This window comes from Jatrophihabitans lederbergiae (genome assembly GCF_031845305.1).
GTDB lineage: Bacteria > Actinomycetota > Actinomycetes > Mycobacteriales > Jatrophihabitantaceae > Jatrophihabitans_A > Jatrophihabitans_A lederbergiae.
The window spans coordinates 1-25,880 of the sequence record NZ_JAVREH010000047.1 but is presented as its reverse complement, the minus strand read 5'-3'; the positions used below and the strand labels follow the sequence as shown (position 1 = coordinate 25,880).

Annotated in this window: 31 protein-coding genes and 5 pseudogenes; 17 read left to right on the top strand and 19 right to left on the bottom strand. The window is 66.6% G+C overall.

The genetic code is table 11. The features are described 5' to 3' along the window. The 3 genes and pseudogenes from RM423_RS20155 to RM423_RS20145 all read left to right on the top strand — a co-directional run. A pseudogene (locus RM423_RS20155) lies at window positions 1–111 on the top strand (IS30 family transposase); the annotation flags it as partial. A 54-nt stretch (window positions 112–165) separates the two neighbouring features. Further along, entirely contained in the window at window positions 166–672 is a 507-nt protein-coding gene (locus tag RM423_RS20150) for a GNAT family N-acetyltransferase (RefSeq protein WP_311424838.1), read from the top strand. Between the two features lie 197 nt (window positions 673–869). After that, window positions 870–1,151: a hypothetical protein gene (locus RM423_RS20145; RefSeq protein WP_311424837.1), complete on the top strand. Its 282-nt coding sequence runs from the start codon at window positions 870–872 to the stop codon at window positions 1,149–1,151. On the opposite strand, the gene RM423_RS20140 is transcribed toward RM423_RS20145, so the two are convergent. From RM423_RS20140 to RM423_RS20130, 3 genes and pseudogenes are all read right to left on the bottom strand, one after another. Further along, window positions 1,127–1,816, bottom strand: coding sequence for a class I SAM-dependent methyltransferase (locus RM423_RS20140; RefSeq protein WP_311424836.1), 690 nt, complete (start codon window positions 1,814–1,816; stop codon window positions 1,127–1,129). The genes RM423_RS20145 and RM423_RS20140 overlap by 25 nt on opposite strands. A gap of 114 nt (window positions 1,817–1,930) precedes the next feature. Next, window positions 1,931–2,215 (bottom strand): annotated as a pseudogene (locus RM423_RS20135) (phosphotransferase-like protein); the annotation flags it as partial. Window positions 2,216–2,309: 94 nt separating this feature from the next. Beyond that, window positions 2,310–2,765, bottom strand: coding sequence for a hypothetical protein (locus RM423_RS20130; protein ID WP_311424834.1), 456 nt, complete (start codon window positions 2,763–2,765; stop codon window positions 2,310–2,312). Window positions 2,766–2,914: 149 nt separating this feature from the next. On the opposite strand from RM423_RS20130, the gene RM423_RS20125 reads away from it, so the two are divergent. Then, complete coding sequence (locus RM423_RS20125; protein ID WP_311424833.1) at window positions 2,915–3,478, top strand: GNAT family N-acetyltransferase; 564 nt, start codon at window positions 2,915–2,917, stop codon at window positions 3,476–3,478. Here the strand turns inward: RM423_RS20125 and RM423_RS25910 are convergent. Further along, a pseudogene (locus tag RM423_RS25910) lies at window positions 3,452–3,742 on the bottom strand (SAM-dependent methyltransferase); the annotation flags it as partial. The gene RM423_RS20125 and the pseudogene RM423_RS25910 overlap by 27 nt on opposite strands. A 226-nt stretch (window positions 3,743–3,968) precedes the next feature. On the opposite strand from RM423_RS25910, the gene RM423_RS20120 reads away from it, so the two are divergent. The 3 genes from RM423_RS20120 (at window position 3,969) to RM423_RS20110 (ending at window position 7,115) form a co-directional block, all read left to right on the top strand. Next, window positions 3,969–4,976 (top strand): LacI family DNA-binding transcriptional regulator, encoded by a 1,008-nt coding sequence (locus RM423_RS20120; RefSeq protein ID WP_311424832.1) that lies wholly within the window; start codon window positions 3,969–3,971, stop codon window positions 4,974–4,976. Window positions 4,977–5,280: 304 nt separating this feature from the next. Further along, complete coding sequence (locus tag RM423_RS20115; RefSeq protein ID WP_311424831.1) at window positions 5,281–6,300, top strand: Gfo/Idh/MocA family oxidoreductase; 1,020 nt, start codon at window positions 5,281–5,283, stop codon at window positions 6,298–6,300. Continuing rightward, complete coding sequence (locus RM423_RS20110; RefSeq protein ID WP_311424830.1) at window positions 6,297–7,115, top strand: TIM barrel protein; 819 nt, start codon at window positions 6,297–6,299, stop codon at window positions 7,113–7,115. Before RM423_RS20115 ends, RM423_RS20110 begins: the two co-directional genes overlap by 4 nt. 413 nt (window positions 7,116–7,528) lie before the next feature. Here RM423_RS20110 and RM423_RS20100 read toward each other — a convergent pair. From RM423_RS20100 to RM423_RS20090, 3 genes and pseudogenes are all read right to left on the bottom strand, one after another. Then, a pseudogene (locus tag RM423_RS20100) lies at window positions 7,529–8,586 on the bottom strand (LD-carboxypeptidase). Window positions 8,587–9,267: 681 nt separating this feature from the next. Beyond that, on the bottom strand, window positions 9,268–10,338 hold the full coding sequence (locus RM423_RS20095; RefSeq protein ID WP_311424827.1) for a hypothetical protein: 1,071 nt from the start codon (window positions 10,336–10,338) through the stop codon (window positions 9,268–9,270). After that, a complete protein-coding gene (locus RM423_RS20090) occupies window positions 10,335–10,856 on the bottom strand; it encodes an RNA polymerase sigma factor (protein ID WP_311424826.1) in 522 nt (173 codons plus the stop codon). Before RM423_RS20090 ends, RM423_RS20095 begins: the two co-directional genes overlap by 4 nt. Before the next feature lie 659 nt (window positions 10,857–11,515). Here RM423_RS20090 and RM423_RS20085 point away from each other — a divergent pair. Beyond that, entirely contained in the window at window positions 11,516–11,893 is a 378-nt protein-coding gene (locus tag RM423_RS20085) for a hypothetical protein (protein WP_311424825.1), read from the top strand. A 439-nt stretch (window positions 11,894–12,332) separates the two neighbouring features. Here the strand turns inward: RM423_RS20085 and RM423_RS20080 are convergent, their stop codons facing one another. From RM423_RS20080 to RM423_RS20065, 4 genes are all read right to left on the bottom strand, one after another. Continuing rightward, complete coding sequence (locus RM423_RS20080) at window positions 12,333–12,560, bottom strand: hypothetical protein (protein ID WP_311424824.1); 228 nt, start codon at window positions 12,558–12,560, stop codon at window positions 12,333–12,335. A gap of 14 nt (window positions 12,561–12,574) precedes the next feature. Continuing rightward, window positions 12,575–12,988: a GNAT family N-acetyltransferase gene (locus tag RM423_RS20075; RefSeq protein WP_311424823.1), complete on the bottom strand. Its 414-nt coding sequence runs from the start codon at window positions 12,986–12,988 to the stop codon at window positions 12,575–12,577. A 422-nt stretch (window positions 12,989–13,410) separates the two neighbouring features. Continuing rightward, complete coding sequence (locus tag RM423_RS20070; protein WP_311424822.1) at window positions 13,411–14,661, bottom strand: RNA polymerase sigma factor; 1,251 nt, start codon at window positions 14,659–14,661, stop codon at window positions 13,411–13,413. Then, entirely contained in the window at window positions 14,658–15,050 is a 393-nt protein-coding gene (locus RM423_RS20065) for a YciI family protein (RefSeq protein WP_311424821.1), read from the bottom strand. Before RM423_RS20065 ends, RM423_RS20070 begins: the two co-directional genes overlap by 4 nt. Between RM423_RS20065 and RM423_RS25905 the strand changes: the two genes are divergently transcribed. Further along, on the top strand, window positions 14,948–15,436 hold the full coding sequence (locus tag RM423_RS25905; RefSeq protein WP_396327804.1) for a mycothiol transferase: 489 nt from the start codon (window positions 14,948–14,950) through the stop codon (window positions 15,434–15,436). The genes RM423_RS20065 and RM423_RS25905 overlap by 103 nt on opposite strands. Before the next feature lie 413 nt (window positions 15,437–15,849). On the opposite strand, the pseudogene RM423_RS25900 reads toward RM423_RS25905, so the two are convergent. Then, window positions 15,850–15,954, bottom strand: a pseudogene (locus RM423_RS25900) (SAM-dependent methyltransferase); the annotation flags it as partial. A 106-nt stretch (window positions 15,955–16,060) separates the two neighbouring features. Here RM423_RS25900 and RM423_RS20060 point away from each other — a divergent pair. The 3 genes from RM423_RS20060 (at window position 16,061) to RM423_RS20050 (ending at window position 18,257) form a co-directional block, all read left to right on the top strand. Further along, window positions 16,061–16,330, top strand: coding sequence for a hypothetical protein (locus RM423_RS20060; RefSeq protein ID WP_311424820.1), 270 nt, complete (start codon window positions 16,061–16,063; stop codon window positions 16,328–16,330). Window positions 16,331–16,332: 2 nt separating this feature from the next. Continuing rightward, the gene (locus RM423_RS20055) at window positions 16,333–16,728 is read left to right on the top strand and encodes a type II toxin-antitoxin system VapC family toxin (RefSeq protein WP_311424819.1); all 396 of its coding nucleotides are present in this window, start codon (window positions 16,333–16,335) and stop codon (window positions 16,726–16,728) included. Window positions 16,729–17,525: 797 nt separating this feature from the next. Beyond that, on the top strand, window positions 17,526–18,257 hold the full coding sequence (locus tag RM423_RS20050) for a MerR family transcriptional regulator (protein WP_311424818.1): 732 nt from the start codon (window positions 17,526–17,528) through the stop codon (window positions 18,255–18,257). A gap of 551 nt (window positions 18,258–18,808) precedes the next feature. On the opposite strand, the gene RM423_RS20045 is transcribed toward RM423_RS20050, so the two are convergent. From RM423_RS20045 to RM423_RS20020, 6 genes are all read right to left on the bottom strand, one after another. Beyond that, the gene (locus tag RM423_RS20045) at window positions 18,809–19,126 is read right to left on the bottom strand and encodes an EthD family reductase (RefSeq protein WP_311424817.1); all 318 of its coding nucleotides are present in this window, start codon (window positions 19,124–19,126) and stop codon (window positions 18,809–18,811) included. A 4-nt stretch (window positions 19,127–19,130) separates the two neighbouring features. Next, a complete protein-coding gene (locus tag RM423_RS20040; protein WP_311424816.1) occupies window positions 19,131–19,685 on the bottom strand; it encodes a dihydrofolate reductase family protein in 555 nt (184 codons plus the stop codon). A gap of 69 nt (window positions 19,686–19,754) precedes the next feature. Further along, window positions 19,755–20,069: a nuclear transport factor 2 family protein gene (locus RM423_RS20035; RefSeq protein ID WP_311424815.1), complete on the bottom strand. Its 315-nt coding sequence runs from the start codon at window positions 20,067–20,069 to the stop codon at window positions 19,755–19,757. Between the two features lie 31 nt (window positions 20,070–20,100). Then, entirely contained in the window at window positions 20,101–20,688 is a 588-nt protein-coding gene (locus RM423_RS20030; protein ID WP_311424814.1) for a sigma-70 family RNA polymerase sigma factor, read from the bottom strand. A gap of 141 nt (window positions 20,689–20,829) precedes the next feature. Further along, window positions 20,830–21,321, bottom strand: coding sequence for a DinB family protein (locus RM423_RS20025; RefSeq protein WP_311424813.1), 492 nt, complete (start codon window positions 21,319–21,321; stop codon window positions 20,830–20,832). Between the two features lie 165 nt (window positions 21,322–21,486). After that, on the bottom strand, window positions 21,487–21,762 hold the full coding sequence (locus tag RM423_RS20020) for a helix-turn-helix domain-containing protein (protein WP_311424812.1): 276 nt from the start codon (window positions 21,760–21,762) through the stop codon (window positions 21,487–21,489). A gap of 61 nt (window positions 21,763–21,823) precedes the next feature. On the opposite strand from RM423_RS20020, the gene map reads away from it, so the two are divergent. The 3 genes from map to RM423_RS20005 all read left to right on the top strand — a co-directional run bounded on the left by map (window position 21,824) and on the right by RM423_RS20005 (window position 24,473). Next, window positions 21,824–22,609, top strand: coding sequence for a type I methionyl aminopeptidase (gene map / locus RM423_RS20015; RefSeq protein ID WP_311424811.1), 786 nt, complete (start codon window positions 21,824–21,826; stop codon window positions 22,607–22,609). A gap of 465 nt (window positions 22,610–23,074) precedes the next feature. Next, window positions 23,075–23,908 (top strand): alpha/beta fold hydrolase, encoded by an 834-nt coding sequence (locus RM423_RS20010; RefSeq protein ID WP_311424810.1) that lies wholly within the window; start codon window positions 23,075–23,077, stop codon window positions 23,906–23,908. Then, a complete protein-coding gene (locus RM423_RS20005) occupies window positions 23,901–24,473 on the top strand; it encodes a TetR/AcrR family transcriptional regulator (protein WP_311424809.1) in 573 nt (190 codons plus the stop codon). The genes RM423_RS20010 and RM423_RS20005 overlap by 8 nt, the downstream gene beginning before the upstream one ends. 187 nt (window positions 24,474–24,660) lie before the next feature. Here RM423_RS20005 and RM423_RS20000 read toward each other — a convergent pair whose 3' ends face one another. Further along, entirely contained in the window at window positions 24,661–24,996 is a 336-nt protein-coding gene (locus RM423_RS20000; protein ID WP_311424808.1) for a hypothetical protein, read from the bottom strand. A 258-nt stretch (window positions 24,997–25,254) separates the two neighbouring features. Here RM423_RS20000 and RM423_RS25895 point away from each other — a divergent pair, with 258 nt between their 5' ends. Beyond that, complete coding sequence (locus tag RM423_RS25895; protein ID WP_396327805.1) at window positions 25,255–25,434, top strand: AAA family ATPase; 180 nt, start codon at window positions 25,255–25,257, stop codon at window positions 25,432–25,434. Continuing rightward, window positions 25,365–25,637 (top strand): AAA family ATPase, encoded by a 273-nt coding sequence (locus tag RM423_RS19995; RefSeq protein ID WP_311424807.1) that lies wholly within the window; start codon window positions 25,365–25,367, stop codon window positions 25,635–25,637. Before RM423_RS25895 ends, RM423_RS19995 begins: the two co-directional genes overlap by 70 nt. Window positions 25,638–25,880: the final 243 nt, after the last annotated feature.

The following is a 25,880-nucleotide window of genomic DNA, read 5'->3' as shown; positions in this document are numbered from 1 at the left end:
CACTCCGCCGAGGACCTCGACTGGGTCGCCCAGGAACTCAACGACCGCCCCCGCAAACGGCTAGCGTTCAAGAAGCCGAACGAACTGATCGGCGACCTGCTGTTGCAATGACCGCCAGAATCCGCCGTTCGTCATGCGGGACGGCGTCCTGATTGACTGGTGAACATGAGGATCCGCCCCGCCGCCGACGTCGATCTTCCGACCGTCATCGCTATCGAGGCGAACGCCGGCAAGATGTTTCGGGAGGTCGATATGGCGGCGGTCGCCGACGGCGATCTGCCCACCGTGGAGCAGCTCCTGCCGGCCGTCCGTGACGGACGAGTGTTGGTGGCCGTCGAGGACAATGACTCAGCATTGGCCTTTGTCCTCAACAGCTGGGTGGACGCACGCGCACATCTAGACCAGGTGTCAGTAGATCCCACGTGCGCCGGTCGAGGACTCGGCCGAGCGCTCATAGCCGCAGCCGAGCAATGGGGGCGTGAACGGGGGTCCTCAGCCATGACGCTGACCACGTTCGTCGACGTCCCGTGGAACGGCCCTTACTACCGCAGGCTCGGCTGGCGTGACCTGCCTGCCGCCGACCTCGGGCCGGAGCTCGTGGCCATCCGCCGACACGAAGCGTTCCTTGGGCTGGACGCGTGGTCTCGGACGGCGATGATCAAGCATCTGTGAAGGCGGCCGCCTCGTCTCGCTGAAGCCATCCACTTCTGAAACAGACGAGAGTTGGAGCGTGATCTCCCGGAGCAGATCGCGGAGCCGATGCATGCCCGTCCTCGGTCCGCGGAGCAATTGGCGGCGCTGTTCGCGGGCGGCTGGCCAGCATTCATTGACGCCGATCCGGCGACCAGCTCGTCGCCGCCTGCTGAGGAGTGCCGCTGCGCTGGGACGGTGACGTCGACGACCTGCCCGGAGGCTACTCGGACAGCCTGGCCCGTGGATGGCATGACTACGACGCCTGCGCCGCCGCCGACACCCTCGTCATCTGCGCCGCGCAGGTCCGACCCGGCAGCGGCACCTACGTAATTCCCGAGGCGCTCGCCCCGCTGCACGTCGACCGAGCCGCTGACAACGGCGTCCTCACCGACCCTGCATCTGGGTCCGACACCGCTGACCGATCGGCTATCGGTCAGCGCCGCCGCGCGAGCAGGTAGCAACGTCTACTTGGGTACTCGACCTCAGGAACGGGCAGTCGTTCAACTTTGGCCGTGAGCGCAAACCCGGCGGTCTGTAGCTGGGCGACTACCTGATCGGGGTCGATGAAGTAGCCGTCGATCTCGACCTGCTGCCCGAACCATGTCGTGAGGCGGTTGACTTCGCCGATGGTGAACTGCTGGCTGTCCACGTGAAAGGCGACCAGCAGCCAGCCACCGGGGCGCAGCACCCGCGCAAACTCGCGGCAGGCGATCGCCCGCTCATCCTCAGTCAGATGGATGATTGAGTACAGAGCCACGATGCCTGCCCACGTGCCGTCGGGAACCGGAAGCCGCAGCATGGAGCCCACCGTGAACTCCAGCTTCGGTGACCGGGTTCGGGCGATTGTGATCATGCCCTGCGACAGGTCGATCCCGAGCACGTCCGCCCGCTGATCGGCAAGGAAGCGGGTCACCTGCCCTGGCCCGCACCCTACGTCGGCGATCCTGCCCGACCCGACCATCTCGACGAACCCCGTGAGCAGAGCGCGGTCCAGCGGCTTGCCGTCGAGCTCGTCGCCGAGCTGCCGGTCGTACTCGCGGGCGACCGCGTCGTACGTCGCCCGGACCCCGACCGCCACCTCGCGCCCGTCGGCCGGGTCGCCTGAGCGCTCCGGTGCTGGCATGCCCCCACGATAGCGGCGCGTACGCCTTGTACCGTTTGACGATCCGCTTGTGACACGTGCGTGGTTAGCCGCCGTCGGCGAGCTCGCCCTCGTTGCCGTGTCCGCAGACGATGGTCATTGGACGACGCGCGCGGCGATCGTGCGGGCACAGTCCAGGGACTCGGTGTGGTTGGTGTCCACCTCCAGGTCGTAAACGACACCCTGGTGCACGATCTCGGCCTGCGAGGCGGCCATGCCGGTTACCCGGTCGCCTCGGGCGATCTCCCTGTCCGCGGCAATCACCGGGTCGCAGCGCACCCCAACCCACAGCACCTCCAGGCCCACCAGGTGCATGCGGGTGCGCTCCTGCGACGCGGCGCCGCTGAGGAATACGTCGTCGATGATGATGCGCGCACCGGCCAGGCGACATTGGGTTGTACCGCTGGCGGAACCTCCTACGGCGACGTGGCGCACGCGCCAATCGGTCGATCGCCGCAAGGGGATCGCCCTGCGGTCAGGCCAGTCTGTCCGCAAGCCTATCCAAGCCAGCCTTGATCATCTGGGCGTAACCGTCGTCGCCGAGGGCGTCGATCGAGGCACGGCCTCGGTCAAGATGGTTACGCGCCGAGTCAACCTCGCCGAGCTTGCGGTAACACTCGGCGAGGTTGAGGTGCAGCGAGGGATAGAAGCCGTCGACCGGGCCAGCCACGCCGCCGCGCGCGGCGCGCTCGTCGGTGAGCAGATCAGCTGCGGCCAGCGCTCTCAGGTCCCATAGCAGTTCCTCGTGCACGTCGTCCTGCACGTCAGCCATCGAATGAGCGAGTGCACAGACGTGGAAGGAGTCGCCGTCCTCGCCGCTGATCTCAGTCCACACCTGCGCGAATAGAGTGCGCGCCGCGACGCGCTCGCCTTGTTCACGCAGCGCGATCCCCTCGCCGATACGGACCATCACTGCGTCTGGTTCAGCCACTGGGTCGCTCCTCACGGGGTCGTCAGAACCGTAGTCGTGAGAACTGATAAAGCCGCCGACCCGCCTGGTAGTCCCGCTTGACGATCCTTGGGTTCTCGCGGTGATCGCCAACCGGCGCGGACCGCCGGGCGGTGCGCGAGGATAGAGCCATGTGCCAGGCGTCGCTTTGCGCGGGCCGGATCCAGCTCGTCCCGTTGTCGGACGGGCACTTGGAGTACGAGGTCGAGCTTGACTCTGATCCTGAGGTGATGCGCTACCTGGGCAACGGTCGGGCTCGGGCGCGCGAGGAGGTCGAACGGCTGCACCGCAGTCGTCTCGCGGTCGCGGGGCGGGTGCCGGGACTTGGCTTCTGGGCCGGGTACGTCGATGGCGAGTTCGTCGGCTGGTGGATCCTCGAGCCGCCGGAGCGCCCCGACCAGGGCCCGGTCGAAGGGCAGGCCGAACTCGGCTACCGGATCTTGCGCCGCCACTGGCGCAACGGGTTCGCCAGCGAAGGCGCGCGTGAGCTGATCCGGCACGGATTCGAGGACCTCGGGCTGGTCCGAATCTTCGCTGAGACGATGACGCTCAATGCAGGCTCGCGCGCGACGATGGCCGCCGTCGGCATGCAGCACGTTCGGACGTTCCACACCGACTGGGAGGAGCCCATCTCCGGGAGTGAACTGGGCGAGGTCGAGTATGCGATCTCACGCGAGCAGTGGCTCGCTCGCTGAGCGGGCAGCATGCGCAATCTCCGATAAGGAGTCGGTGACTGGACGTCTCTGCTCATCAGTTGGTACGTCGCGCGAAGACACGAACCCTTGTCCGGGCCGGTCGGGCGCAGCGCGGACATCGGCCAAGTCATACCCATGTGCGACCAGGGCCGTCTCGACCTCGTCCCGCTCGCGGAAGCGCAACGTGGAGTCCGAAGTCAGCATCGCTCCGTCGAAGGCGAAGATCCACGTCCATCGGAAAGTCACCATCGGACCACTCACCTCCGGTCACCTCGACCGAGTTGTGCACCGCGCCGACGCTACCCACCGGGCCGCAACGCGGCATGCACCCTGCGAAGCAACGCACCCGCCGGGCGCCGGGCTTGGCCTGCGCTACATCGAGTACAGCGGCGTAGGACTGGAACGGTCGGCGTCGAACGTGAGCACGGATGTCACCGGTTCCTCCTCGGACCAGGCGTCGGGACGTTCAAGCCTTCGATAGGCTCCCGCCATGGCATCACCGCCCCGTGACCGGCGGCCGACCCTTGCAGACGTCGCGGCTCTTACCGGTGTCTCGACCGCCCTGGTGTCCATCGTCATGCGCGAGGCCCCGGGCGCCAGCCCGGCGACCCGGGAGCGGGTGTGTCGTGCTGCTGATGAACTGGGGTACCGGCCCGACGCCCGAGCCCGGCTGCTCCGTAGTACGCGGAGCCGGCTGCTAGGAGTGGTGTTCGACGTCCGGCAGGACTTTCATGGCGATCTCCTCGGCGGCTTGTACGCAGCCGGCGAACTCCTGCAGTACGAACTGACTCTCAGCGCGGTGACACCGGTCCGCGATGAAGAACGGGCCATGGCCTCACTACTGCAGGATCGTTGCGAGGCCATCATCCTGCTGGGCCCCCGGTCCCCGACCACGCGGCTGGCCGAGCTGGCCACCCGGCTGCCTGTCGTCGTGGTGGCTCGACCGGTGCGCGCGGCCGGGGTCCACGTCGTCCGGACGACGGACGACGCCGGGCAGCGCCAGGCCGTCGATCATCTGGTGAGCCTCGGTCACCGTCGGATCACTCACATCGACGGGGGCCGAGCGCCCGGAGCGGCGCAGCGGAGACGTGGGTTCTCGGCCGCGATGACGCACCATGGACTCAGTGAAGATCAGCACATCATCCGAGGTGGCCCCGGCGAGGACGACGCAGCTCACGCCGCGGGAGAGTTGCTCAAGGGACCTCTGCCCAGCGCTGTGACCGTCTTCAACGACCGCTGTGCGGTCGCGGTTATGGACGTCCTCCACCGGAGCCGACTGTCCGTGCCCGAGGAGATCAGCGTCATCGGCTACGACGACAGCCGAGTGGCAGCTCTTTCCTCGATCCAGCTCACGACGGTCGCTCAGGACGCCGAGAAGATGGCCTCGCTCGCGGTCGGCCGGGTGGCCGACCGACTCGACGGCGCAGTGGTGGGCCACCGGGAACTCATCGTGCCTCCCCGCCTAGTCATACGGAGCACCACCGCCTCGCCCGTGTGACAAGGCGGGCGTGACCGACCTTCGCCACCCCGACACCGAGTACCGCTGGCTCCACGGTCCAACCGCACGCCCGGTCGAGCCGCAGGAACGACACCAGATCGTCGAAACGACGTACTGGACTCCGATGAGGCGGAGCCTTGCAGCAGCCAAGGGCGGTGCTTTGAGGCGTGGTCTCCAGTCGACCTTGGGTCACCCCAGGTTTGTCGACAGGGAACTAAAACGTTCTAGACGCAGCCTCTTGACTGCAGGAGCGGCAGGCATCACTCTCTCGTGGGACATAGAACGTTCTATGCAAGGAGGCGAGATGGCAATGGACACCGTAGGCGTCGCCCTGATCGGATCGGGGCGGATGGGCGCCTTCCATGCGGAGACGTTGGCCCTACGCCTGCCGCAGGCGCGGCTGGTTGCCGTGGCCGACCCGGCACGCGGGGCGGCCGAGCGACTGACCGCTGCGCTAGGCGCCGGGCGGGCGTACACCGACGTGGCCCAGATCTGGGAGGATCCCGAGGTCGACGCGGTCGTGATCGCCACGCCGGCCCGGTCGCACGCCGACCTCGTCGTGGCCGCCACAGGTGCGGGCAAGCACGTGTTCTGTGAGAAGCCGATGGCGGTCACACTGCCCGAGGCCGACCGCGCGATCGACGCCGCGCGCGCTGCTGGGGTGACCCTGCAGGTTGGGTTCAACCGTAGGTTCGCCGCGGACTGGCAGGCCGCCCGGGCACTCATCGACACCGGCACACTCGGCACGCCGCGGCAGTTGCGCTCGCTGACCCGCGATCCCGGCGGCTTCGACCCGGCACGGGTCCTTCCGGACACTATCTTCCTCGAAACGCTCATCCACGACTTCGACACCCTGCGCTTCCTCAACCCCGGAGCTGAGGCCGTCGACGTGTACGCGACCGCCGATGCACTGGTGGAGCCGACGTGGCGGGATCGCGGACTGCTGGACACCTCCGTCGTCCTCGTGCGCTTCGACAACGGCGCGATGGCCGTTGCCGAGGCGAGTTTCGAAGCCGCGTACGGGTACGACGTCCGGGGAGAGGTGCTCGGCTCCAGCGGCATGGTGGCCATGGGGGACGGTCGCCGCAGCGGCATGACTTTTTCGGGGTCAGCCGGTCGTCTGGTCGAGACCGTGCGCAGCGACCAGGAGCTCTTCCCGGACAGCTACGTCAGCGAGCTGTCCGCCTTCGTCGACGCCGTTCGGGCTGGTACCCCTGCAACGGTCTCGGGCGAGGACGCCCGCGCGGCCCTCGCCATCGCGCTGGCGGCAGCTGAGTCGGTGCGCAGCCGCCGCTCCGTGCGGATCGACGAGGTCGAGAAGTGACGGCGTACCGGCTGGCCGCATCAGCCGAGATGCTGTTCCTCGACCTGCCCATCGAGGAGCGAGCGCGGCGTATCGCTGATCTCGGCTTCGAGGTCGAGATCTGGGACTGGACGAGCAAGGACGTCGAGGCGCTGGCGCGAACGGGCGCCACCTTCTCGTCGATGACCGGCTACGTCACCGGCACTCTTGCCGACGAGGATGGCGCTGAACAGCTGCTGCGCACAGCTGAGGAGTCGCTCCACATCGCCGAGCAACTGGACTGCCCGCGGCTCAACGTGCACGGGACCGGCCTGGACGGTCGTGGCTTGCCGGTGGTCCCGAGCGAGGTCGTGACCCCGGCGATGTGGCTGACCGCCGCGCGCACGCTCGAACGGCTGGCCGCCCTCGGGGAGCGCGCCGGGCGAGTGTTCACGTTGGAGAATCTCAACACGGAGGTGGACCACCCCGGCACGCCGTTCGCCCGCGCCGCAGACACCATCGCGCTGGTCGAGGCGGTGGGGAGCCCCCACCTCAGACTCAACCTGGACCTGTATCACGCGCAGATCGGTGAGGGAAACCTCATCCAGTTGGTTGAGCGGGCCCTGCAGCTCATCGGGGAAATCCAGGTCGCCGACGTGCCCGGACGGTGCGAGCCCGGGACCGGGGAGATCCACTACCCCGCTGTCGCAGCGGCCTTGAGCGCGCTCGGTTACACCGGCGTCGTCGCCCTGGAAGGCTGGGCGGCTCAGGACTCGGCGACCGCCCTGAGCCGATTCCGCGCTGCGTTCGACACGTCGGGCTCCGGGCAGGGAGGCGTAGACGGCATTCTCCCGTAGGCCTCTTCTCACCGCTGCGGCACCCATGCCGTCATCACCGTGACAAGGAATTGCGCAGTGAACCAGCGGACAACCGCGTCCCATCCTCCTTCACACCCACCCGTCGGCAGTCGATCAGCGTCGATCAAGTGCCTGGGAAGGCGCGGTGCAGCACGGCCTCGTCCCGGTCGCGGACGACGAGGGGCCGGCTGGGCTAATGCTCGGGTGGCCGACTTCTCACGGGTGAACACCGAACGCCTGACGCTGACGCGCCCGAGGCGCGGGGACCTCGAGGAAGTGCACCAGCTGTACGCCGATCCGGGCGTGTGGGAGCACGTTGCGACGGATACTTAGGCCTTGGCAGGGGGCAGGCACGCCCGTCCAAGACCGCTTACCGGTAACCGTCAATATTCGATCGACAACTATTCGAGCCGTCAGGAGTAGTCGGCAAACACACGCTGGCGTGCGCCGTCAACGGTGATCTCGCCGCCGTGGGGAATGATCCACTGTGGCCGTGTGTGGCCGAAGGGGACGCCGGCGCAGACCACAGCCTGAGGGTTGTAGCTGCTGATGACCTCCACGACCACGGCGGCCTGCTCGGCGCGTAGCCGGGCGCGTTCAGCCTTATCAGGCCGCCGAGTGAAGTCGGAGACGGGTGGACGTGCGAGGAGGACGGCGTCGACCGCGCTCAAGATTCCCCGCTCACCGAGTGAACGGACGATCCAGCCGACATTGCGAGCGGGCAGCAATTCCTCTGATGTCTCGAGCAGAAGCACCCCGCCAGCGAGTACATCCGGCGAAGTGGGAAACGACCTGCGGTGAGCATCCATTCAATGACCTCGACGCACCCGCCCCACGATCGTCCCGTGACTGAACGTTGCGGGCCGCTCCAGAGCCACGGCTCGGTGGAGTCACGTTCGCCGAAGGAGGTCAGGGCTCGCGGATCATCCCACGGAACGCCGACGTCTTCGGACTCGCCCGGTTCGAACAGCTCCAGCGATTGCCCTGTGATCAACGCGGCCCGCAGGGACGCGGCATGAATCGGGTCAACGTGAGGTCCCGGGCCCAGATGCACCTGGGACGCGCCGCCGTAGAAGCTCGCAACGCCATTGGCCCACAACCAGTTGTGAAGGTTCGTGTTGTCGCTGGTCCCGAGGAAGGGCTTAGGGTCGCTGCGCGCGAGGTCAGCGTCGAGGTGGGGAATGACCCGGATCTGGTCCTCACCGCCCACCACGGCAAGGATTGCCCGCACCTCCGGGTGCGAGAAGGCCGCGTTGATGTCGGACGCGCGTGCTTCCGGAGAGGCATTCAGCTGTCGGGTCGTCGGGTATTCGACCGGCACCAAGCCGGTCAGCTCGGCGAGACGCAGCATGGCCTGCTCGTGCACTGCAGGAAACGCTCCCGCCGCCGCGAATGATGGCGACAGAACCGCGATGCGGTCTCCGGACTTGGCCTTGGGCGGATGCAAGAGCTTCTGCGTCACGGTGATCATCGAACCACGCGGGCGCACCGCATCACCCGCGAATTATGGTCGCTGAGACCGATCGCGCGGGATCAGTGAGTGCGAACGGAAGCTCGAGTCTCGCGTTCGACACCACGCGGGTCGGTCCAGGTAACGACACACATTGCGGATCCGGCTGACCCATCGACTGCAGAAGTTGGAATCTGACAGAGCCGTGCGGAGGCAAGATGTCGACCGACTCGGCCCGCTCCGCCCATAGGCCGAAGCTCTCCTCGGGCTGGCCGTCGCCGCTCTCGTAGCGGTAGGAGACGTTCGTGACCGGCTGGTTCAGGTTGCTCTAGAGAACAAGGGACCAGCGACGTTTCGTCTGAGCCGGCCCTTGTTGTCACACCGCCGACTCCGATACCTCGACCCGCGGCCAGACGCCTTCGGACGGATCAGGCTCGACAGATGCAATACCGCAGCATGGTGCGCCGGTAATCGCAGCTACAGTAGGCCAGCGCGTACTGCGACTGGTTGACCTTCACTGTTGCCGTTCGTAGCGAGGGGCCGGCGTACGCTGCGGACAGCACGGCAGCCGACGGCTTGGTCACCCGCAGGGACGCACCGGGCAGTAGGTGTTCGACCTCTGAACTTTGGGCACCCCTGCAGTCTTGCCTTCTTCTCAAGATCCTCAACCATCGGTCTGCCGGGGCCGCGGCGGAAGCCAACTCACCGGACTGTCACGGTGGGGTAGCCGGCGAAGCCATCCGAAGGCCAGTCGCCCAGCCAAGTCCAGACCAGCCGACGGGGACCGGTTGGTGCGGCGGCCGTGTCTAGTTGCATGTCATAGGTGATGCTGGCGTGCGCTGCCACGCTGGCCGGACTGGCGGCGCAGTTGAGTTGTCCGCTGCTACTGACGGCCTTGGGGTCGGGCAGGGAGAGTACGTCCTCCAGCGCGACGGCAAAGGACGGACATGGACTCAGCGGCACGGCGGAGTCGGTCGAGTTGGTCAGCGTCACGCGGAAGCTCAGGGTCTGACCAGCGGGGATCGAGGTCGGTGCGCTGATCGCCTGCACCAGTGATCCAAGGCTTCCCCCGGCCGCGCTCCGTTGATGGGTGACTCCGACGCCGGCCGAACTTCCATCGGTGCAGGCCAGTCCTGCTGGCAGTGGCGTATTTGTGCTCTCGCCGTCGCTGAAACGAAGTCTGAGGCTGGCACCGGGAGGTCCACACACCCGCACCGGCACCAGCACCACCTGGCTTGCGGCGATCGGTTGTACACCTGTGCGTCCGATCGCCAGTGACTCTCCTCCACTGGCCAGTACCGTGCCGCCGGAGTCGAGCAGCTGTGCGGTCGGGGTGACTTCCGGTAATGCACAGCCGGCGGAACCGCGGTAGCTCAACACCACCGTCCCTCCCTGGCCGTCGGGCACGAAGCGAGTATCGAAGTCGCTGTCACACGAGGCCAGGTTCGCGGCCGTAGTCGTAGCCGAGGCGACCGGCCCGGAATAGAACGACGGTGATTGGCTCGGCCCCGCCGGGCGCGCAGCCCAACCGACGATCGTCGGGGCCGCGGCCGCAGAACCTTCCGCTCGCCGCGGATGCTCGCCCCGCAGGACGACCGTGGTGCCCGCGGCACCGATCACGACGACCGCGGCCGCGATCAGTGGCAGCAACCAGTTTCCATGGTGGCGGGCTCCGGTCACTCCTGAGGCCTTGAACGCGGGGTCTGGCGGCTGCTCGGTGCGCCACGCATGACCCTGCTGGGTCAGCAGATTCTCAAGGTCGGTCCCATTCATCGGTACTCATCTCCCAATGCTGAACGTAGGGTCGCACGGGCATCGTGCAACGTTGAGCTGACCGTGCCCGCCGCACAACGCATGACCTCAGCTATCTCGGCCACCGGCAGGTCGACGTAGTAGCGCAACTGCACGGCAAGGCGCTGGCGAGCGGGCAGCGCCGCGATCGCGCGTTCGACATCGGCACGGATCTCTGAATCCGCCGGCGCAACGTGCAAGTCGTCGGACAGCGGATGCCACACGCGGTGTCGTCGCCACGCCCGGCGCGCCCGGTCGGCCACGATCGCGATCATCCAGGAGCGAACGCTCCCTCGTTCCGCGTCGTAGGTGTCCCACCTACGCCAGGCAAGGGTGACTGCCTCTTGTAGGACGTCGTCGCGCATGCCGGGCGGTGATACCCGCCCGGCCACCCGGACCAACATCGACCAGTGCACAGCCAGGAGATCATCGAAGGAAACCGCAGCAGGCTCACCCCCGGTGTACGCCACGGCGACCAATCTGCCATCGCGAATACCCATGTTGACTAGTAGCCACTGGGACGCACGGAATGTTGAGCCGAATGCTGAATCGTTATGTTCGCGGTGCCCGACGCCGGACTCACGGGCTGACGAGGTGCACGTGCATGTCGTTCAGGGCTGAGTTGAGGCTTACGTAGTACAGGTGTAGAAACACGCCTGACCGTTGGGCGCGGTTCCCGTCGGCGCGTCCAGATCGACGCTCTGCACCATGCCCACGCCTTGATTACCGGCGTAAGGCTCTTCACTGAGCGTGGTTGACGGGGTCGGCGCAGCGTAGCGGGGTGTTTGGGGTCGGGGTCTTGCAGGATCGGTAGCGACCAAGCTGACCGAAGATTGAAGACCCCTGGAGTGGCACCGTCGAAGCTATCCATCTGCCTTCTTCGACAAGATCTACGTCGATGAAGACGGCACCGTCCGCTTGGACCTGGCGGGGCCGTTTGCAGCACTCCTCGACCCGCAGGTGCGTGCAGCTGCGCTCAACTCCATCGATACAGAGTCATCGAGGGGCTTGCGCTGCATGTTCGAAAAGGACAATTCAGCCGAAGCCCTGGCTGGTCATCAATTGGCCAAGGTTTGAATAAGACAACGATGGTGGAGCTGGTGGGACGTTACCCGAAATGCCAAAGCCGCCCATATCACCCTAGTTCTCTGCACTTAGTATGGGCAAAAAATCGGACGAACATATCAAGAGCGTCTCGATGCGGGCCCCTCGCGTGCATGCCATCGAGCGGCGGCTTGAGGCCAGCGTCGTGGAGAAGTTAGTCCAAGACTACGAAGCTGGCGTGCCTACCACCCAGCTGACCAAGAAGTACGACATCGGCAAGGGCACCGTGCTGAAGCTGCTCCGAGACCATGACGTCCGAGTCCGGCGACAAGGCCTCTCCCCCGCCGAGATCGCAGAGGCCATCGACTTGTATACGGCTGGCTGGTCATTTGCGAAGATTGAAGCGAAGTTCGGTCATGCGCACACCCTCATCCGGGAAGCACTGCTGGTAGCCGGTGTCACCATGCGTCCACGGCGAGGCTGGCAGTACTAGCCCTTTCGCGCACTCTGGCTGCCGCTCAACTTCGCCAGCTGCTCGGGTGTGAGGCTGAGTAGGGCCCGGACGAACTTGGCGACGTCTGGCTGCGGCATCAAGACTTCGCGGACGGAGATGGCGTGCACTCGTCGCTTGCCCCGCTGACGCGGCACGTGCACTCCAGGCACCCAGTCGATCTTGCCCGCCAGGACCTGACGAAACCGACTGAGCGCACGACCGGCTCGCTGCGGTAGCGATGGCAGCTGAGCTGTTATATCCGGATATTGGTAACTGAGTCGGAGGCCGTCTATTCCGAGTCGCCCGTTGCAAAATTGGCTCAGCCAGCCACTCCTGCTACCGTTCCCCAACTATGAACTAGCCATAAGGAAAGCCGAAGCATCCGGGTTCGATGTCGAATTGTATCGATAAACGAATCTTGAGTATCGGCGGCGGCCAGCTAACCACCGCGGCGGTCGTTCAGCACCGTGGCGACGCCAAGAATCAAGCCGCCTGCGATAAGCAGATAGCCGATGACCACCAATAGTCCGCCACCGATGTCGGTGGATGCGCCGATCTTGCCGACATGATGAGACTTAGCGATACGGTAAAAGACATTGAGCCCGACGCCAACGACCAGCAACACGATCGCTGGAATGAACCGTTTACGGTTTGATGGTGAGGTCACGGTACTTTCCTCTTCTAATTTGCGACTACTACGGCACCCCAGTAGACGTCCGCTGTATCCAAACATGCTTGGCGGGGCTGGACTGCGGCCGTCGCGATTCCGGCGCCGCGAGCCCACGGTGCCAGGCCGAAGGCCACCTCGACCCAGCCAGCCTCCTGCAGGCGCAGATCGATTGACCCAGCGAACCGGCCTCGGTACTCGACGGCGAACGCCGCCACATTTCCGGCATCCCCTCGTCGCGCCACATTAGCAAGGAACCATGCCGCGTCTTCGCGGGTGTACGGCACCGGGATCGCGGTCCAGCGCTGCATCTCCGGGTCCTGGCACTGGGCTTCGATCGCCTTGAGGTCCTCAGCCAGGTGACGCCGAAGCATGACGTGATCAGCAGAGCCAAGTTGCACAGCCAGCGGCAAGTGAGCTTCATCCATCAGGCCATCCTCATGTCCACCCCCGCGGCCGTCGACAACATTTCGCTGCGACGCCCCACCTCCCGGACCCGGCCGTGAGGACGATGCCAGATAGCTCTGCGAAAACCATGCCAGATAGCTCTGCGAACCACAGCGCCGCGCCGACCCGTCGGCTCAGTGTCTCAAAAAATGATGGCTTTTCCTTGACGTCAAGTGAGTCGGCGAGTTGTCGGAAAATCGTGCCAATTTGACAGTCGGGCATAACGCACGGACGCTTCTGACACGATTGCTGACATGCACAGAAGTGTCAAGAAAACGTGACTCCTCGGTAGCCCGAGAATCCGGGCGCTGCCGATTCTGTGCTGTGTTAGATGAGGATCGGTGTACGGCGATCCTCGCCAGGACTGGTTGCTTTTGGCGAAGGCAGTGTCATGGTCGTGGGGTCAGTCGTCTGTTTCCTCGTCCAGTGACGTCAGACGTTGGTTGAGGTAGCGCTGCTCGGGGATGCTGTGCGTCAGGCGTGCGGCCTCCCGGTAGGCCGCAACGGCGCTCCGGGGGTCACCGGCCATTTCCAGTAGGTGCGCACGGGCGGCGTGGAGTCGGTGGTTGCGTTGCTGGCTCGCGTCGTGCAGCAGTGGGTCCAAGGTGCCCAGTCCGGCCGAAGGACCGTGCGCCATGCCGACGGCGATCGCCAGGTTCAAGGTCACGGTCGGTGACGGCGCCTGACGGTTCAGCATCCGGTAGAGGATGCAGATCTCCAGCCAGTCCGTCTCTGCCCAGGTGCGGGCTTGGGCGTGGACGCCGGCGATGGCGGCCTGCAGCTGGAAGGGACCCACTGGCCCGGCGACGAGGGTCTGCTCGAGCAGCGCCGTGCCTCGGTGGATCTTGTCGGCGTCCCACCGGCCGCGGTCCTGTTCGGCCAGGGGGACGAGGTCGCCGGTGGTGGTCAGGCGCGCCGGGGTGCGGGCGGCGGTGAGCAGCATAAGCGCCAGCAGTCCGGTGCTCTCCCCGTCCTCGGGGATCGCCCGGTGCAGCCGCTCGGTGAGCCGGATGGCCTCCCGGGTCAGGTTGGGGTCGATGGCGCAGTGCCCGGACGAGCAGGTGTAGCCCTCGTTGAAGAGCAGGTACAGCACGTGACGCACGGCGTGCAGCCGTGCCGGCAACTCCTCGGCCGGCACCCGCTCGAAGCGGGCGCCCGCACGGCGCAGGGTCGCCTTGGCGCGGCTGACGCGCTGGGCCATCGTGGCCTCCGGCACCAGGAATCCGGCTGCCACTTGCGCGGTGGTCAGTCCGGCGACCGCGCGAAGGGTGAGTGCCACCTGCGAGACGGGGCTCAGGCCCGGGTGGCAGCACAGCAGCAGCAGGTGCACCGTGTCGTCCTGGTCGTCGCCGCGCGCCTCGTCCGCCGACGGTGCATGAGCGTCCGCACAACCCTGCAGGGCGACCTCCTGTTCGCGGCGGGCACGGGCCGCCTGGCTGCGCTGGCGGTCGAGGAGCTTGCGTGAGGCCACCCGCACCAGCCACCCACGGGGGTTGTCCGGTATGCCGTCGGCCGGCCACTGGGTCGCGGCCGCCAGGAGTGCCTCCTGGACGGCGTCTTCGCAGGCGCCGAGATCCCCCGATCGGCGAAGCAGGGCCGCCAGGACGTGTGAGGCCTGCACGCGCCACACGTGCTGGGCGACCTCGACGGTCATACGTCGTCGCCGCCCACCTGCATGGTCGGGCGCAGCTCCACGGTCTCACCGGGACCGGAGAACTTCGCGGTGATCTCCTCGGCGCGCTCTCGGCTGGTGACGTCGATCAGGAAGAAGCCGGCGAAGTGCTCCTTAGCCTCGGCATACGGCCCGTCGGTCGCGATCGGTTCACCGCCCTCCCACCGGTACAGCCTGGCCGTGGCGGGGTTCCCGAGCGCCTCGCCGCCAAGCAGCTCGCCCTTCTCCTGCATCTCGGCCATGACGGCCACGAACTCGGCGTTCAGCTGTGCACGCTGTTCCTTGGGCAACGCCTGCTGCTCGGCGATGTAGTCGCCGGTGGGGTGTCCCCACGGCTGGGGGTTGGAGTGGATCAGGATCACGAACTTCACGTGGTCACCTCACTTCACGAGAGGCGGCCGGTCCGCCTCCTCACCCGGAACGTCGGCGCCCAGGCCAGCGTCTCGACATCCGCCGGCCCCAGCATGTCAAAAACTCCCCACCTGCGGCGACGTCCCCCACGACAGCACACCCCCGACCCATCAGAGAAGGAACGGCCCCGTGGAGACCGTCACAGTCAACCGTCAACTCGTGGCTCACCACGCAGCACGAACGCATGCTCGGCATCGTCGATGGGCTGACCGAGAAGCAGATACGCACGGCCGTCCTGCCCTCGGGGTGGACACCGGTCGGGATGCTCGTGCACGTGCGCGAAGCCACCCGCTTTTGGCTGGCAGAGATCTTGCTCGGTTCACCCCACCGAGCAGTTCATCGATGAGGCCCTGCCCGGCGACTCGGCCCATGAAGCCTTCCGCATCCCTGACGAGGTCCCCATCGCGCCCAACGAGTGACAATGCCCCATCTCACCGGGGATCGCTCCCGGCACAGTTCTGCAGGTGCCGGCCCCAGGGCCGGGGGGGCCGATCGGCCCATATCGATCTCGGATCGGCAGCTGACGCCCAGCGTCTGTGTGTTGCAGGTCACAGTACGCAGGTGCTCGCGCACTTCGGCAACTCTGTGCCCGAAGACCGGTTGACAGATCAGTAATCGTACGTTGGTTCGACTACTGGTCCGGCGCATCCAGATCGGAGTGGGTCCGCCGAGTCCTTGACGACGCGGCGAACCGGGCCAGCTGATAGAGCAGGCCGACCGCTGTCCCAATCGCCGATCGGCTAGCGACCAAGCGAAGGCACGGTACCGCTCCACCGTGAAGTCCGGCACCGTCCAGATGACCTTGCGCAGGAAGTAGACGACGGCATCGACGTCGAAGAGCTCGACTCGTGGCCTCTCCATCAGCGTCGACGATCTTGACCGTCCCGTATGGCGTACCTGTCGGACGCCTGCCCGGATGGAACCCTCGAATGGTCCATGCGACAGCACTCCATGCATGTAAACTACATGCATGGTTGCTTTGCAAATCCGAGGAGTCCCCGATGATATCCGCCAGACGCTGGCCGACCGGGCTGCCGCCCGCGGCCAGTCTCTGCAGTCGTTCCTGCTGAGTCTGGTGACCGATGAGGCACGCCGATCCACCAACCTCGCCCTGCTGGAGCGCTTCGACGGTCGCCAAGACGGCTCACAGCTGGCCACGACGCAGGTGACCGAAGCGCTCGACCAGGCCCGAGCCGACCGCGAGGCGGCTCTCAGCGAGGTCGCGAGCAACGCCTTGTGATAGTGGTCGACGCCTCAGTGCTGACCAACGCCTTCACCGACGACGGGCCAGTCGGCGCTCACGGGCGCGCCGAGCTCGGCCGCGATCCGCGGTGGGCCGCCCCAGATCACCTCGTCGTAGAAGTGTTCTCCGCGATCCGCGGCCGATGGCTCGGGCACAAGATCAGCGAGCAACGCGCTGTCGACGCGCTCACTGCGATGGCGGCCGCCACCATCGACCTCGTTGCCGCGACACCCCTGCTGGACCGCATGTGGCAACTGCGGCGCAACGTCACCGGCTACGACGCCGCCTACCTCGCCGTCGCCGAGACGTTCGGCTGCGCACTCGTGACGGCCGACGCGCGCCTCAATCGAGTACCCGACCTCCAATGCGAGGTCAGGCTCGCCCTGCCGCCCTGATGACGCCATCCGCCGGACCAGGCGCAGTGTCAGTTGAGAAGCCGCTTGCGAGGCGTCGGCGGCGGGTCGGAGCCGCGTGCCACTGGACGTGCTTCAGGATCGGGGCGCGGATGCTTCCGGCTGCGGCGGTGATCACGTCGTTCGCTGCGAGATCGCGGGGCAGTCGATCGGTCTGGGCGAGGCCCGCGCACCGTAGCCGGGAGGCAAGAGCACCGCAGACAGGCAGCCCGTACCGCGCTCCCATCGACATGTCCAGGAAGGCGACACTCGGTCCGCCGACCCACCCCGACTGATCACCGCGGCCAGAGCGGCGAGCCAGTCCTGGCGCATGCGGTCGTGGAGGTTTCTGGCGCCCTCGCCGGCGATACGGTTCTGATAGTCCAACCGTCCGTCGCCGCTTACAGCGCGGTCGCCGTGCAATGGGCCATCGATGACAGCGACGCGATGCCGCCGCATGCGGCGAACCAGGTCGCTAGCCGCACGTTGCGTTCGCTTCGTTTGTGCCCACTGCCTCCGTGCCCGAGCAGCACGACGGACTTGGCCGGGCCACTGCCTCACCGATGATCCGCAGCCCATCCACCAGACCATCACACCACTGCGATGCCGCCGGCGAGCGACCATGCCGTAGCCCGATCCACTTTCGGACCGCACCCGTGGCGCATGAGATCGTCCGTCGGCTGTGTTGACATTGACGCAACGTCAATGCCTAGCGTCAGTGAGAGCCGGACAGACCGGCTGAGTTCATCGATCAAAGTGGAAGGTGTGCAGGTGTCCTGGTCGATCGTGAGGTGGCCCGCATGTCCGGGGTGAGTTCGCGGACCCTTCGCCACTACGGCGAGATCGGCCTGCTGCCACCGGCAGGGGTCGGCGGCAACGGTTACCGCTTCTACGAACAGGAAGATCTGCTTCGTTTACAGCAGATCCTCCTGCTGCGGGAACTGGATCTCGGGCTGAGCGAGATCGGAGAGATCCTGGACCAGCAGCGCGACCGGATCCAGGCCCTTCGCGGCCACCATGAGCGGCTGCTGCGCGAGCAGGGCCGCCTCGCGCAGGTGGCTCACACCGTTGCGCGCACGATCGATGAACTCGAAAGCAAGAAAGGACTACCCGATATGACGAGGATCAACAGGCCGGAGAACCTCTTCGAGGGCTTCGACCCTACCCAGTACGACGACGAGGCACGCGCACGCTGGCCGCAGCAGTGGGAACAGTCCAAGCAGTTCACCGACACGCTCAGCGCGCAGGACACCGAACGGATGCAACGCGAGCAAACGTCGGCGATGATCCGGATGGCTGAGTTGATGACGGCCGGTACGGACGTTGGCGACGCCGCCGTTCAGGCCGAGGTGGACGCCGCGTACCAGGCGATCTGCCAGATGTGGACTCCAAATGCGGCAGCGTTCAAGAGTCTCGGCCAGATGTACGTCGACGATCCACGATTCACGGCGACCTACGACAAGATCGCACCTGGCCTGGCCGAGTACTACCGCGACGCGATGGCAGCCTACGCTGACACGCGGCTCAGCTAGGCGCACGCTCGTGTCCGGAGGCTGCAGACTCCGGACAACGAGAACGTGAAAACACGCCCGAATAGGCACGTGTGCAAGCCGTCGCAGATGCCGAACGACCACCGGGACGGCTCGCGCCGCCTGGTAGACGATCCGCTTGCGGTCAGGCAGACGTCAGCCGCTCGGCGAGCCGGTCGAGGGCGCCTTTGACCGTCGTCGGGGAGGGTGCTGACAACCGCCGTCCCCCGTCGGAGGTGCTGCCGGGCTTCGTCAAGGTTGCCGAGCTTGCGGTAGCACTCGGCGAGGTTGAGCTACAGGGGACGGATAGAAGGCGGCCACCGGACTCGTGATATCCGCCTGCGCGGCACGTTCGTCGGTGAGTAGGTCGGCGGCCGCCAGTGCTCTCAGGTCCTAGACGAGTTCCTCATTCACGTCGTCCTGCACGTCGGCCATCGAGTGGGGCAGCGCGCACCGGTGCAGCGGGTCCCCGGCTTCGCCGCCGATGTCGTCCCCACCACGGCGAACAGCTGGCGAGCCGCATCGCGCTCGCCGCGCTGACCAACTCGATCGCTTCACCGATGCGAATCAGGGGGTTGGTCGAGCACCTCGTAGAGGCAGCTGCGGGTAGGCGCGTCCAGGTTGGCCATGTCTGCCGCGGTGGCTCTGCCTTCCGGTGAGGCGAACGCCGCCTCGGCGGTCTCCCGGTCCTGCCAGGTCAGTTCCACGACCTGGTAGTAGGCCGCGCCCCGTACGGCGCGCGGCTGCCGATGCACGGTGTAGGCGAGCAGCCGGGGGAGCCGCCGCGTGAGCGGTGCGTGAACGGTGCGGTAGTGCCGGTCGAAGGCCTCGGGGTCAGCTGGGCGGTCGTACGTGACGAGGAATCTGATCACGGCGTCACGCCCGGTCTGGAGTAAGGACGCACAGGACCGCCGGCCCGACCTGCTCGGCGCTGGCGAGAGCGAGGCGGTGCCCGGTGGGGAAGAGTCGACGCCCGGAGCCCACAGCGGTCGGGAAGACGAGCAGGCGGTACTCGTCGACGAGGTCTTCGTCGGCGAGAGCCTTGACGACCGATCCGCTTCCGATGACGACGACGTCGGTGGCCAGGGTGTCGCGCAGCCAGTCGGCCAGCGGCTTGTCGACAGCCCGGGAGTTTGCCCAGACATCGGAGTCGATCTCACGGTGGGTGGCCACTGCCTTGGTGGCGGCGTTCATTATTCGGGAGAACGGGTCGTCGCGGGTCGGCCACAGGGTGCTGAAGTGCTCCCAGGTGCGGCGACCGAAGAGCAGGGTCCCGTGCTCGAGAATCGGCCCCAGCCGAAACTTGTCCCCGGCCACGCCCTGCGGCCCGTGGCGCATCGCCCAACCGCCGAAGCTGGTGTGGTCGCTTCCGTCGGGATCTTCGACGACGCCGTCGAGGGTGATGAACTGGATGATGATGATGCGGCCCATGGATCTGGTCCTTTCCGGTGTCTGGGTGTGTCACCAGTTCCTACGAACGAACCCGGACCGACTCATCGCTCAGCGCACCGCGGACTCTTCGAACAGGGAGAACAGCCTCGGGTCCTGGTACACGAGCACGTGGCTGATCGCGCCGGACTCATCGACATCGAAGAGTTGCACGGTGTGCGGAACCCGACCTTCGTCGGTGAGCCGGTACAGCAAGAAAGCCGGCTGGCCGTTGCTGCCGACAGGATGCGTCACCCATCTGGTTCCGCGCCAAGAGAACAGGTGGAGCATGAACTCGCGGTACTGCTTCCGGCCGCGGGACCAGGCGGGAACAGGCGGCATCTCGAGCACGACGTCGTCCGCGACCAGAGCAACCAGAGCCCGCACGTCGGCGTGTTCGATGGCGCGCGCGTAGCGCTCAACTCGATCGCAGTGCAGCGGTCGCGGCCGGGCAGCCTCCTGACCCCACGGCCACGCGTGCGCGCTGCAACGCCGAGTTCACCGCGGGGACGGTCGACTCAAGCACTTGCGCCGTCTCGCTCGCCGAGCAGCCGATCACCTCTCGTAGCACGAACACCCCGCGCTGCCGCGCAGGAAGCATCTGCAGCATCGCGGTGACCGCCAGCCGCACGTCGGCGGCCCGCTCCACGGCCGCGCCCGCTTCCGACTCGCCGAGCCACCCGCTGGGCGCAGGCATCAGCCACGGGACATCGAGGGCCGGCACGAGCGGGGCCCCCACCTCGATCCCGGGGTCGCTCAAGTCACGGGGAAGCGGCCTACGCGCCGCGCCACGCAGACGGTCGACGCACACGTTGTGCGCGATGCGGTAGCACCACGTCGACAACGACGCTCGCGACGCATCGAACGACTCCCGCGACCGCCACGCCCGCTCCATGACATCCTGCACGGCGTCCTCGGCGTCGAACGGCGACCCCAACATCTGATAGCAGAAGGCGACCAGCCGGCGGCGCAGCGGAGCCAGATCGTCCGCGGTCATTGTGCTCATGACCGCGATGCTGCCACGCGCCGCCGCTCCCGAGGATGTCCCGCGACAGGTGCCATGGTGAGCGTGAGCGCGGCCATTCCGGCACTTCGGCGCATCTCGTGCGTCCGGCAAGCCGAACGCTTACTGGTACGGGCCCGCGGTCTAGGGCTCTCGCCGTGCCAGGACCTGCTCGCGCAGGATGTCGGCATGCCCGGCATGCTGCGCGAGCTCACGCAACACCTGTAGGTACAGCGCCCACACCGGACGCTCCCCGCGGCCATCGACGACGTCGGACAGACGAAGGTGAGCGGCCGCCTGACGAGAAGCCTCCGCCCGGACCTCGTACGCGGCGGAGATGGACGCCACTGTGTCGGCCTTGGTCAGGGTGAACGAGCGGTCGGGTGTCGTCGCGATACCAATGTCGGCATAGGAGCGGCCGATCAGAGCCTGGTCGAACCACACACCCTCCACATAGGTCACATGCTTCACCAGCCCCAACAGGGTGGTCTTCGACGGTACGAGGTGCAAGCGCACCTCCTCCTCCGACAGGCCGTCCAGCGAACCGAGCAAAGCTTGCCGGTACTCATCGAGGAGCTCGTCGAGACGCCGCCGCAGATCATCGGTCCAGCTAGTGGTCTCATCGCTTGCGTTCACCACAGCATCGTAGAGAGCGGCTGGGTCTGGGACGTCATCGATCAGCCCGCCAACCTCACTTCGATCCAAGGATCGGCTGCCGGCACCCCGGCAGACGGCGCTGTTCAAGCGCAGCCGAACGTCTCAGGCCGTGATGGGCACTGCTGGTGGGATGGCAATCGGCGGTCAGGCCGTCGTGGCGATCGGGATCTGCCTGGGCGAGACCGCGACGTCGGCGGCGAGCGAGTCGAGGGCGAGATCGAGGGCTTGGGCGAGGGCAGCGACGGTGAAGAACGCCGGAGTGGCGATACGTCCGGTCTCGATCTTTCGCAGCGTCTCGACAGGGATGCCGGCGTCGGCCGCGACGTCGACCATGCTCCGCGACCCCCGCGCCTGCCGCAGCCGCGCGCCGAGCCTGCAACCACGTTCGCGTTCCTCGGGGGACAGCATCGGACGCACCATGACCGTGATACTAATACCGGTATAACAATCGCGGTTGCATGGTTCGGGAGGTGACGTCCAGGTGGTCGAACTCAAAACGCCAGGCGAGATCGCGTCGATGCGCGCAGCGGGACGAGTCGTCGCGAACGCGCTAGCGGCAGTCCGCGCGGCTGCCGCACCCGGTGTACGACTGGACGAACTCGATCTGGTAGCCCGCGACGTACTGTGGGCCGCGGGGGCGAGCTCGCCGTTCCTCGGCTACCGGCCGAGATTCGCGCCGACACCGTATCCGGGCGTGGTGTGCCTGTCCGTGAACGACGCCGTCCTGCACGGCATCCCCACCCGCTACCGACTAAGCGAGGAGGACCTGCTCAGCGTCGACTGCGGAGCCACCCTTGACGGGTGGACCGGCGACGCCGCGACCTCGTTCTGCGTCGGCACGACCCGCTCCGACGACGCACGGTTGCTCGAGCACACCGAGCGCGCGTTGGCCGCCGGCATCTCAGCCGCCCGCCCCGACGCGCGGATAGGCGACATCTCCGCAGCGATCGGCAGGATCGCTCGCACCGCCGGCTACGGCCTACACACCGACTTCGGTGGACACGGCATCGGACGGACCATGCACGAAAGCCCTCACATCCCCAACGACGGGACAGCAGGTCGAGGGATGCGACTGCGCGCCGGCATGACCACCGCCATCGAACCATGGTTCCTCGCCGGCGGCATCGACGCCTACCGCATCGACACCGACGGCTGGACCCTGCGCAGCACCGACGGCTCCCGCGGCGCCCACTTCGAACACACCATCGCCATCACCCAAAACGGCCCACAAGTTCTCACCACGGCAAACGACATGCATCCAATGTGACGCCGGCCGATAGACGATGGTCTGCGGGACGACGTGGGCACCAGATAGCGGTGCGACATTGCCGCCACTTACCACTGACGGTCACATGTCGTAGGTCTGCGGTTGACGTCAGGAAACGGTCGAATCCGGCATCCAGTGCGCCATGGGGTCTCTGTAACTGAGGACCGTCCATCTCCTGGCGCACCACATCTCGTCGCTCTACGGCAATCTCATCGGATGGGTCTACGGCCCGCCGCGCCGCCTGAGGCCCGGGGCGAACTGAAGTACTTCGTTCGGTCTGGCAGTGAGCAGTCTTCTCGCAGCCCGGCGCAGCCCGTATCGCTTCAGGCGCAATCACGGGGGGCGCCGGCCCGGACGGTGGCCACCACGCAACTTCATCCAGAAGTGAGGTCAAGGTTGACACCCACGACACCCAAAGCTACAGTCAATAGCCATCAGCCTAATTCGACTAGTTGAGGAGTCAGTGTGACAGAGTTTCTGGATGTAAAAGACGGACGGCTCGCCTACGAGGTTGCCGGAACGGGGCCGCTCGTGGTTCTAGCCCCGGGCATAGGCGACCGGCGCCAGGCGTACCGGTTCCTCGCCCCGCAGTTGGTCGCGGCCGGTTATCGTGTTGCCTGGATGGACCCGCGCGGGCAGGGGGAGTCGAGTGCGGAGTGGCCCGAGTTCAGCCGCGCGGCCCTCGCCGGCGACCTGCTGGCACTGGTGCGCGAGCTCGGCGGGCCGGCCGTGCTGGTCGGCCATTCGTTCGCCGGCGGCGCGGTCACGATCGCCGCGACCCGCGAGCCGGACCTGGTGTCGGCCGCGGTCGAGATCGCCCCGTTCACCCGCGTGCCGAAGACGAGCATCGGTGGGCTGTTCACCAACCGTGCTTACCGCAAGGGCGCGGTGCGCATCATGGGCACGCTCATGGGCAGCGTCGGCCGCTGGTCCGCCTACCTCACTCTCGCCTACCCGGGCCTGAAGCCCGCGGACTGGGACGCGGAATTGGCCGCGCTCAAGGCAGTACTGCACGAGCCGGGGCGGATGCCCGCCCTGCGCAAGATGCTCACGTCGGATTCGAAGCAAGCGCAGGCGCAGCTCGCCTCCGTGCACTGTCCGACCCTGGTGGTCATGGGCACCCTCGATCCGGATTGGCCCGACCCGAACGCCGAGGCAGCGGCGATCGTGGCGGCGCTGCCCGCTGGAGTCGGCTCGGTCGCCATGATCGAAGGAGCCGGGCACTACCCCCACGCCCAGTTCCCCCACGAGGTGGCCAGGGCCGTCCTGACGTTCCTCGGCGCGCACACCGGTGCCTAGGACAGGGCTGTCTAGCGAACAGATCGTCGAGACCGCAGCCAGTCTGGCCGACGAGATCGGGTTCGCGACCCTCACGATGGGTGTGGTCGCCGAAAGACTCGATATGCGACCACCCTCGCTTTACAAGCACGTGCTCAGTCTCGACGACCTGCAGCACCGCATCGCCACGCTGGCGATGGTCGAGCTTGGCGAGCAGGTGCGCGACGCGCTGCAGGGCAAGGCCGGCCGCGACGCGCTGGCGGCGCTGCTGACGGTGGTACGCCGCTACGCCACCGAGCATCCCGGGCGCTACGCCGCCACCATCGGCGAACCCTTCCGGGGCGAGGACGACCCGTTCCTACACGCCGCCACCCGGCTGCTCGGCTCCCTAGCAGCCGTGCTCGGCGGGTACGGTGTCTCCACCGCCAACACCGACCACGCCGCCCGCACGCTGCGCTGCCTACTTCACGGCTTCGCCGCCCTGCTCGTCGCCGACGCTTTCCAATGGGACGCAGACATCGACCGCACCTTCGAGTGGATGATTGACTTCGCCGACCTGGGCCTGCGCGCCATCAGTTCGAAATGACGTCTTGCCCACGGTGGGCAGTCAGACTTCCGCCAGCCCAAATCCGTGTGGGGGTCATCGCCGCCAGTATCACGCGGTTCGCCACCGCGACCCATGCGCCGGACCTCCCCCCTGCCAGCTAGTCGCTGGGCGATAGCGACTAGCGCACCGCGTCATATAGGTACCCGGTTGTGCTTTTACTGTCGCATCAATGACGGCCAAAGGCCGACAGAATGGAACCCCTCATGAGCATCGTCATCAGCACGTCAGCCCCCGACCGTGCGCCGAGAGCCTGACGCCATAGCCGACATGACCCGCGGGTGCGTAGCAGCGACTCGGTGAGTTCGTGGCGCAACGCGATCGCGCCGAGTACCTGGTCGTCCTCGACGATCCACCGGTAGGTGGAGTGGACCCGGCCGGCGCCCAGGGTGCGCGCCGGGTCTGACTCCCCGGCCGACCGCGCCAGCCAGGTCGCGAATCCGACAGTGGAGTCGACGTCGTCAGAGGGCAGCAGCCGAAACCGTCCTCGTGCGCGCCTCCCCACTCCTCGTGCGCCTCACGCCAGGCGGAGTACAGACGGACCGTTGGCTCGATCAACTCGGGCGTCCCAGAACCTTGCTGTAACGAGACTCGGGCATCCCAGGACCTTAACGAGAGACGACCGCCTGAATTCGCCGATCGTCCAACGGGACAACGTCGGCCATCGCCGGGGGCTGTCACGTTGAGATCTGCGTCCGCCGAGGCGTGATGCTGCTCGACCCAGCGTTGTACGTATGGTGCGTCGGTGAGCCGAGTGATCTTCATGTGCGGTCCTTCGGGGTCGGGAAAGTCGACGTATGCCCGCCGCTTGGAGAGTGAGGGGATGATCCGGCTCTCCTTCGACGTGGAGTGTGGCAGCGAGGGATCTGGACCGTGCCGCTGCCCCGGGATGTCCGCGACGACATCGAAGGTGGTTTGCGGGCTTGGCTGTTGGAGCTTGTGACCGCGGGAAGCGACGTTGTCCTGGACTTCTCGTTCTGGTCGCGTGCGATGCGTGAGGACTACCGCCGGTTACTGGAACCCGCTGGCGTTGTCCCGGAGACGATCTATCTCGCTACCGATCGCTCAACGGTCCTTGCCCGTATCCGGGACAGGCGTGGCAGGCATCCCGATGACTACGTGCTCACCGAAGAGGTCGCCTCCTAGCATTTCGACCACTTCGAACCTCCCACGGCTGACGAGGGACCTCTCACGGTGATTCGCTGGCGCGCTAACCCCGATCGGCCAGTGTCCGATAGAGGCTGACCGGTACAGCGAGTGCAGGGGCCTTCGCCCCGAAAAGTGGACACGCGATTTGATTGTTATGCGGCCGGTCGTAGCGTAGCCGCGGTGGTGGTGTTCTCGTAGGTGATCGGGCTGCGGTAGCCGCAGGCGGAGTGCCGGCGGCGG

Coding starts and splice junctions, on each gene's coding strand:
- RM423_RS20140 (WP_311424836.1), bottom strand. CDS start 1,816: ATGCCAGCACCGGAGCGCTCAGGCGACCCGGCCGACGGGCGCGAGGTG.
- RM423_RS20115 (WP_311424831.1), top strand. CDS start 5,281: ATGGCAATGGACACCGTAGGCGTCGCCCTGATCGGATCGGGGCGGATG.
- RM423_RS20070 (WP_311424822.1), bottom strand. CDS start 14,661: ATGACCGTCGAGGTCGCCCAGCACGTGTGGCGCGTGCAGGCCTCACAC.
- RM423_RS20020 (WP_311424812.1), bottom strand. CDS start 21,762: ATGGTGCGTCCGATGCTGTCCCCCGAGGAACGCGAACGTGGTTGCAGG.
- RM423_RS20120 (WP_311424832.1), top strand. CDS start 3,969: ATGGCATCACCGCCCCGTGACCGGCGGCCGACCCTTGCAGACGTCGCG.
- RM423_RS20030 (WP_311424814.1), bottom strand. CDS start 20,688: ATGAGCACAATGACCGCGGACGATCTGGCTCCGCTGCGCCGCCGGCTG.
- RM423_RS20150 (WP_311424838.1), top strand. CDS start 166: ATGAGGATCCGCCCCGCCGCCGACGTCGATCTTCCGACCGTCATCGCT.
- RM423_RS20085 (WP_311424825.1), top strand. CDS start 11,516: ATGGGCAAAAAATCGGACGAACATATCAAGAGCGTCTCGATGCGGGCC.
- RM423_RS20060 (WP_311424820.1), top strand. CDS start 16,061: ATGGTTGCTTTGCAAATCCGAGGAGTCCCCGATGATATCCGCCAGACG.
- RM423_RS25895 (WP_396327805.1), top strand. CDS start 25,255: ATGTGCGGTCCTTCGGGGTCGGGAAAGTCGACGTATGCCCGCCGCTTG.
- RM423_RS20090 (WP_311424826.1), bottom strand. CDS start 10,856: ATGGGTATTCGCGATGGCAGATTGGTCGCCGTGGCGTACACCGGGGGT.
- RM423_RS20040 (WP_311424816.1), bottom strand. CDS start 19,685: ATGGGCCGCATCATCATCATCCAGTTCATCACCCTCGACGGCGTCGTC.
- RM423_RS20075 (WP_311424823.1), bottom strand. CDS start 12,988: ATGGATGAAGCTCACTTGCCGCTGGCTGTGCAACTTGGCTCTGCTGAT.
- RM423_RS20050 (WP_311424818.1), top strand. CDS start 17,526: ATGTCCGGGGTGAGTTCGCGGACCCTTCGCCACTACGGCGAGATCGGC.
- RM423_RS20095 (WP_311424827.1), bottom strand. CDS start 10,338: ATGAATGGGACCGACCTTGAGAATCTGCTGACCCAGCAGGGTCATGCG.
- RM423_RS20125 (WP_311424833.1), top strand. CDS start 2,915: ATGTGCCAGGCGTCGCTTTGCGCGGGCCGGATCCAGCTCGTCCCGTTG.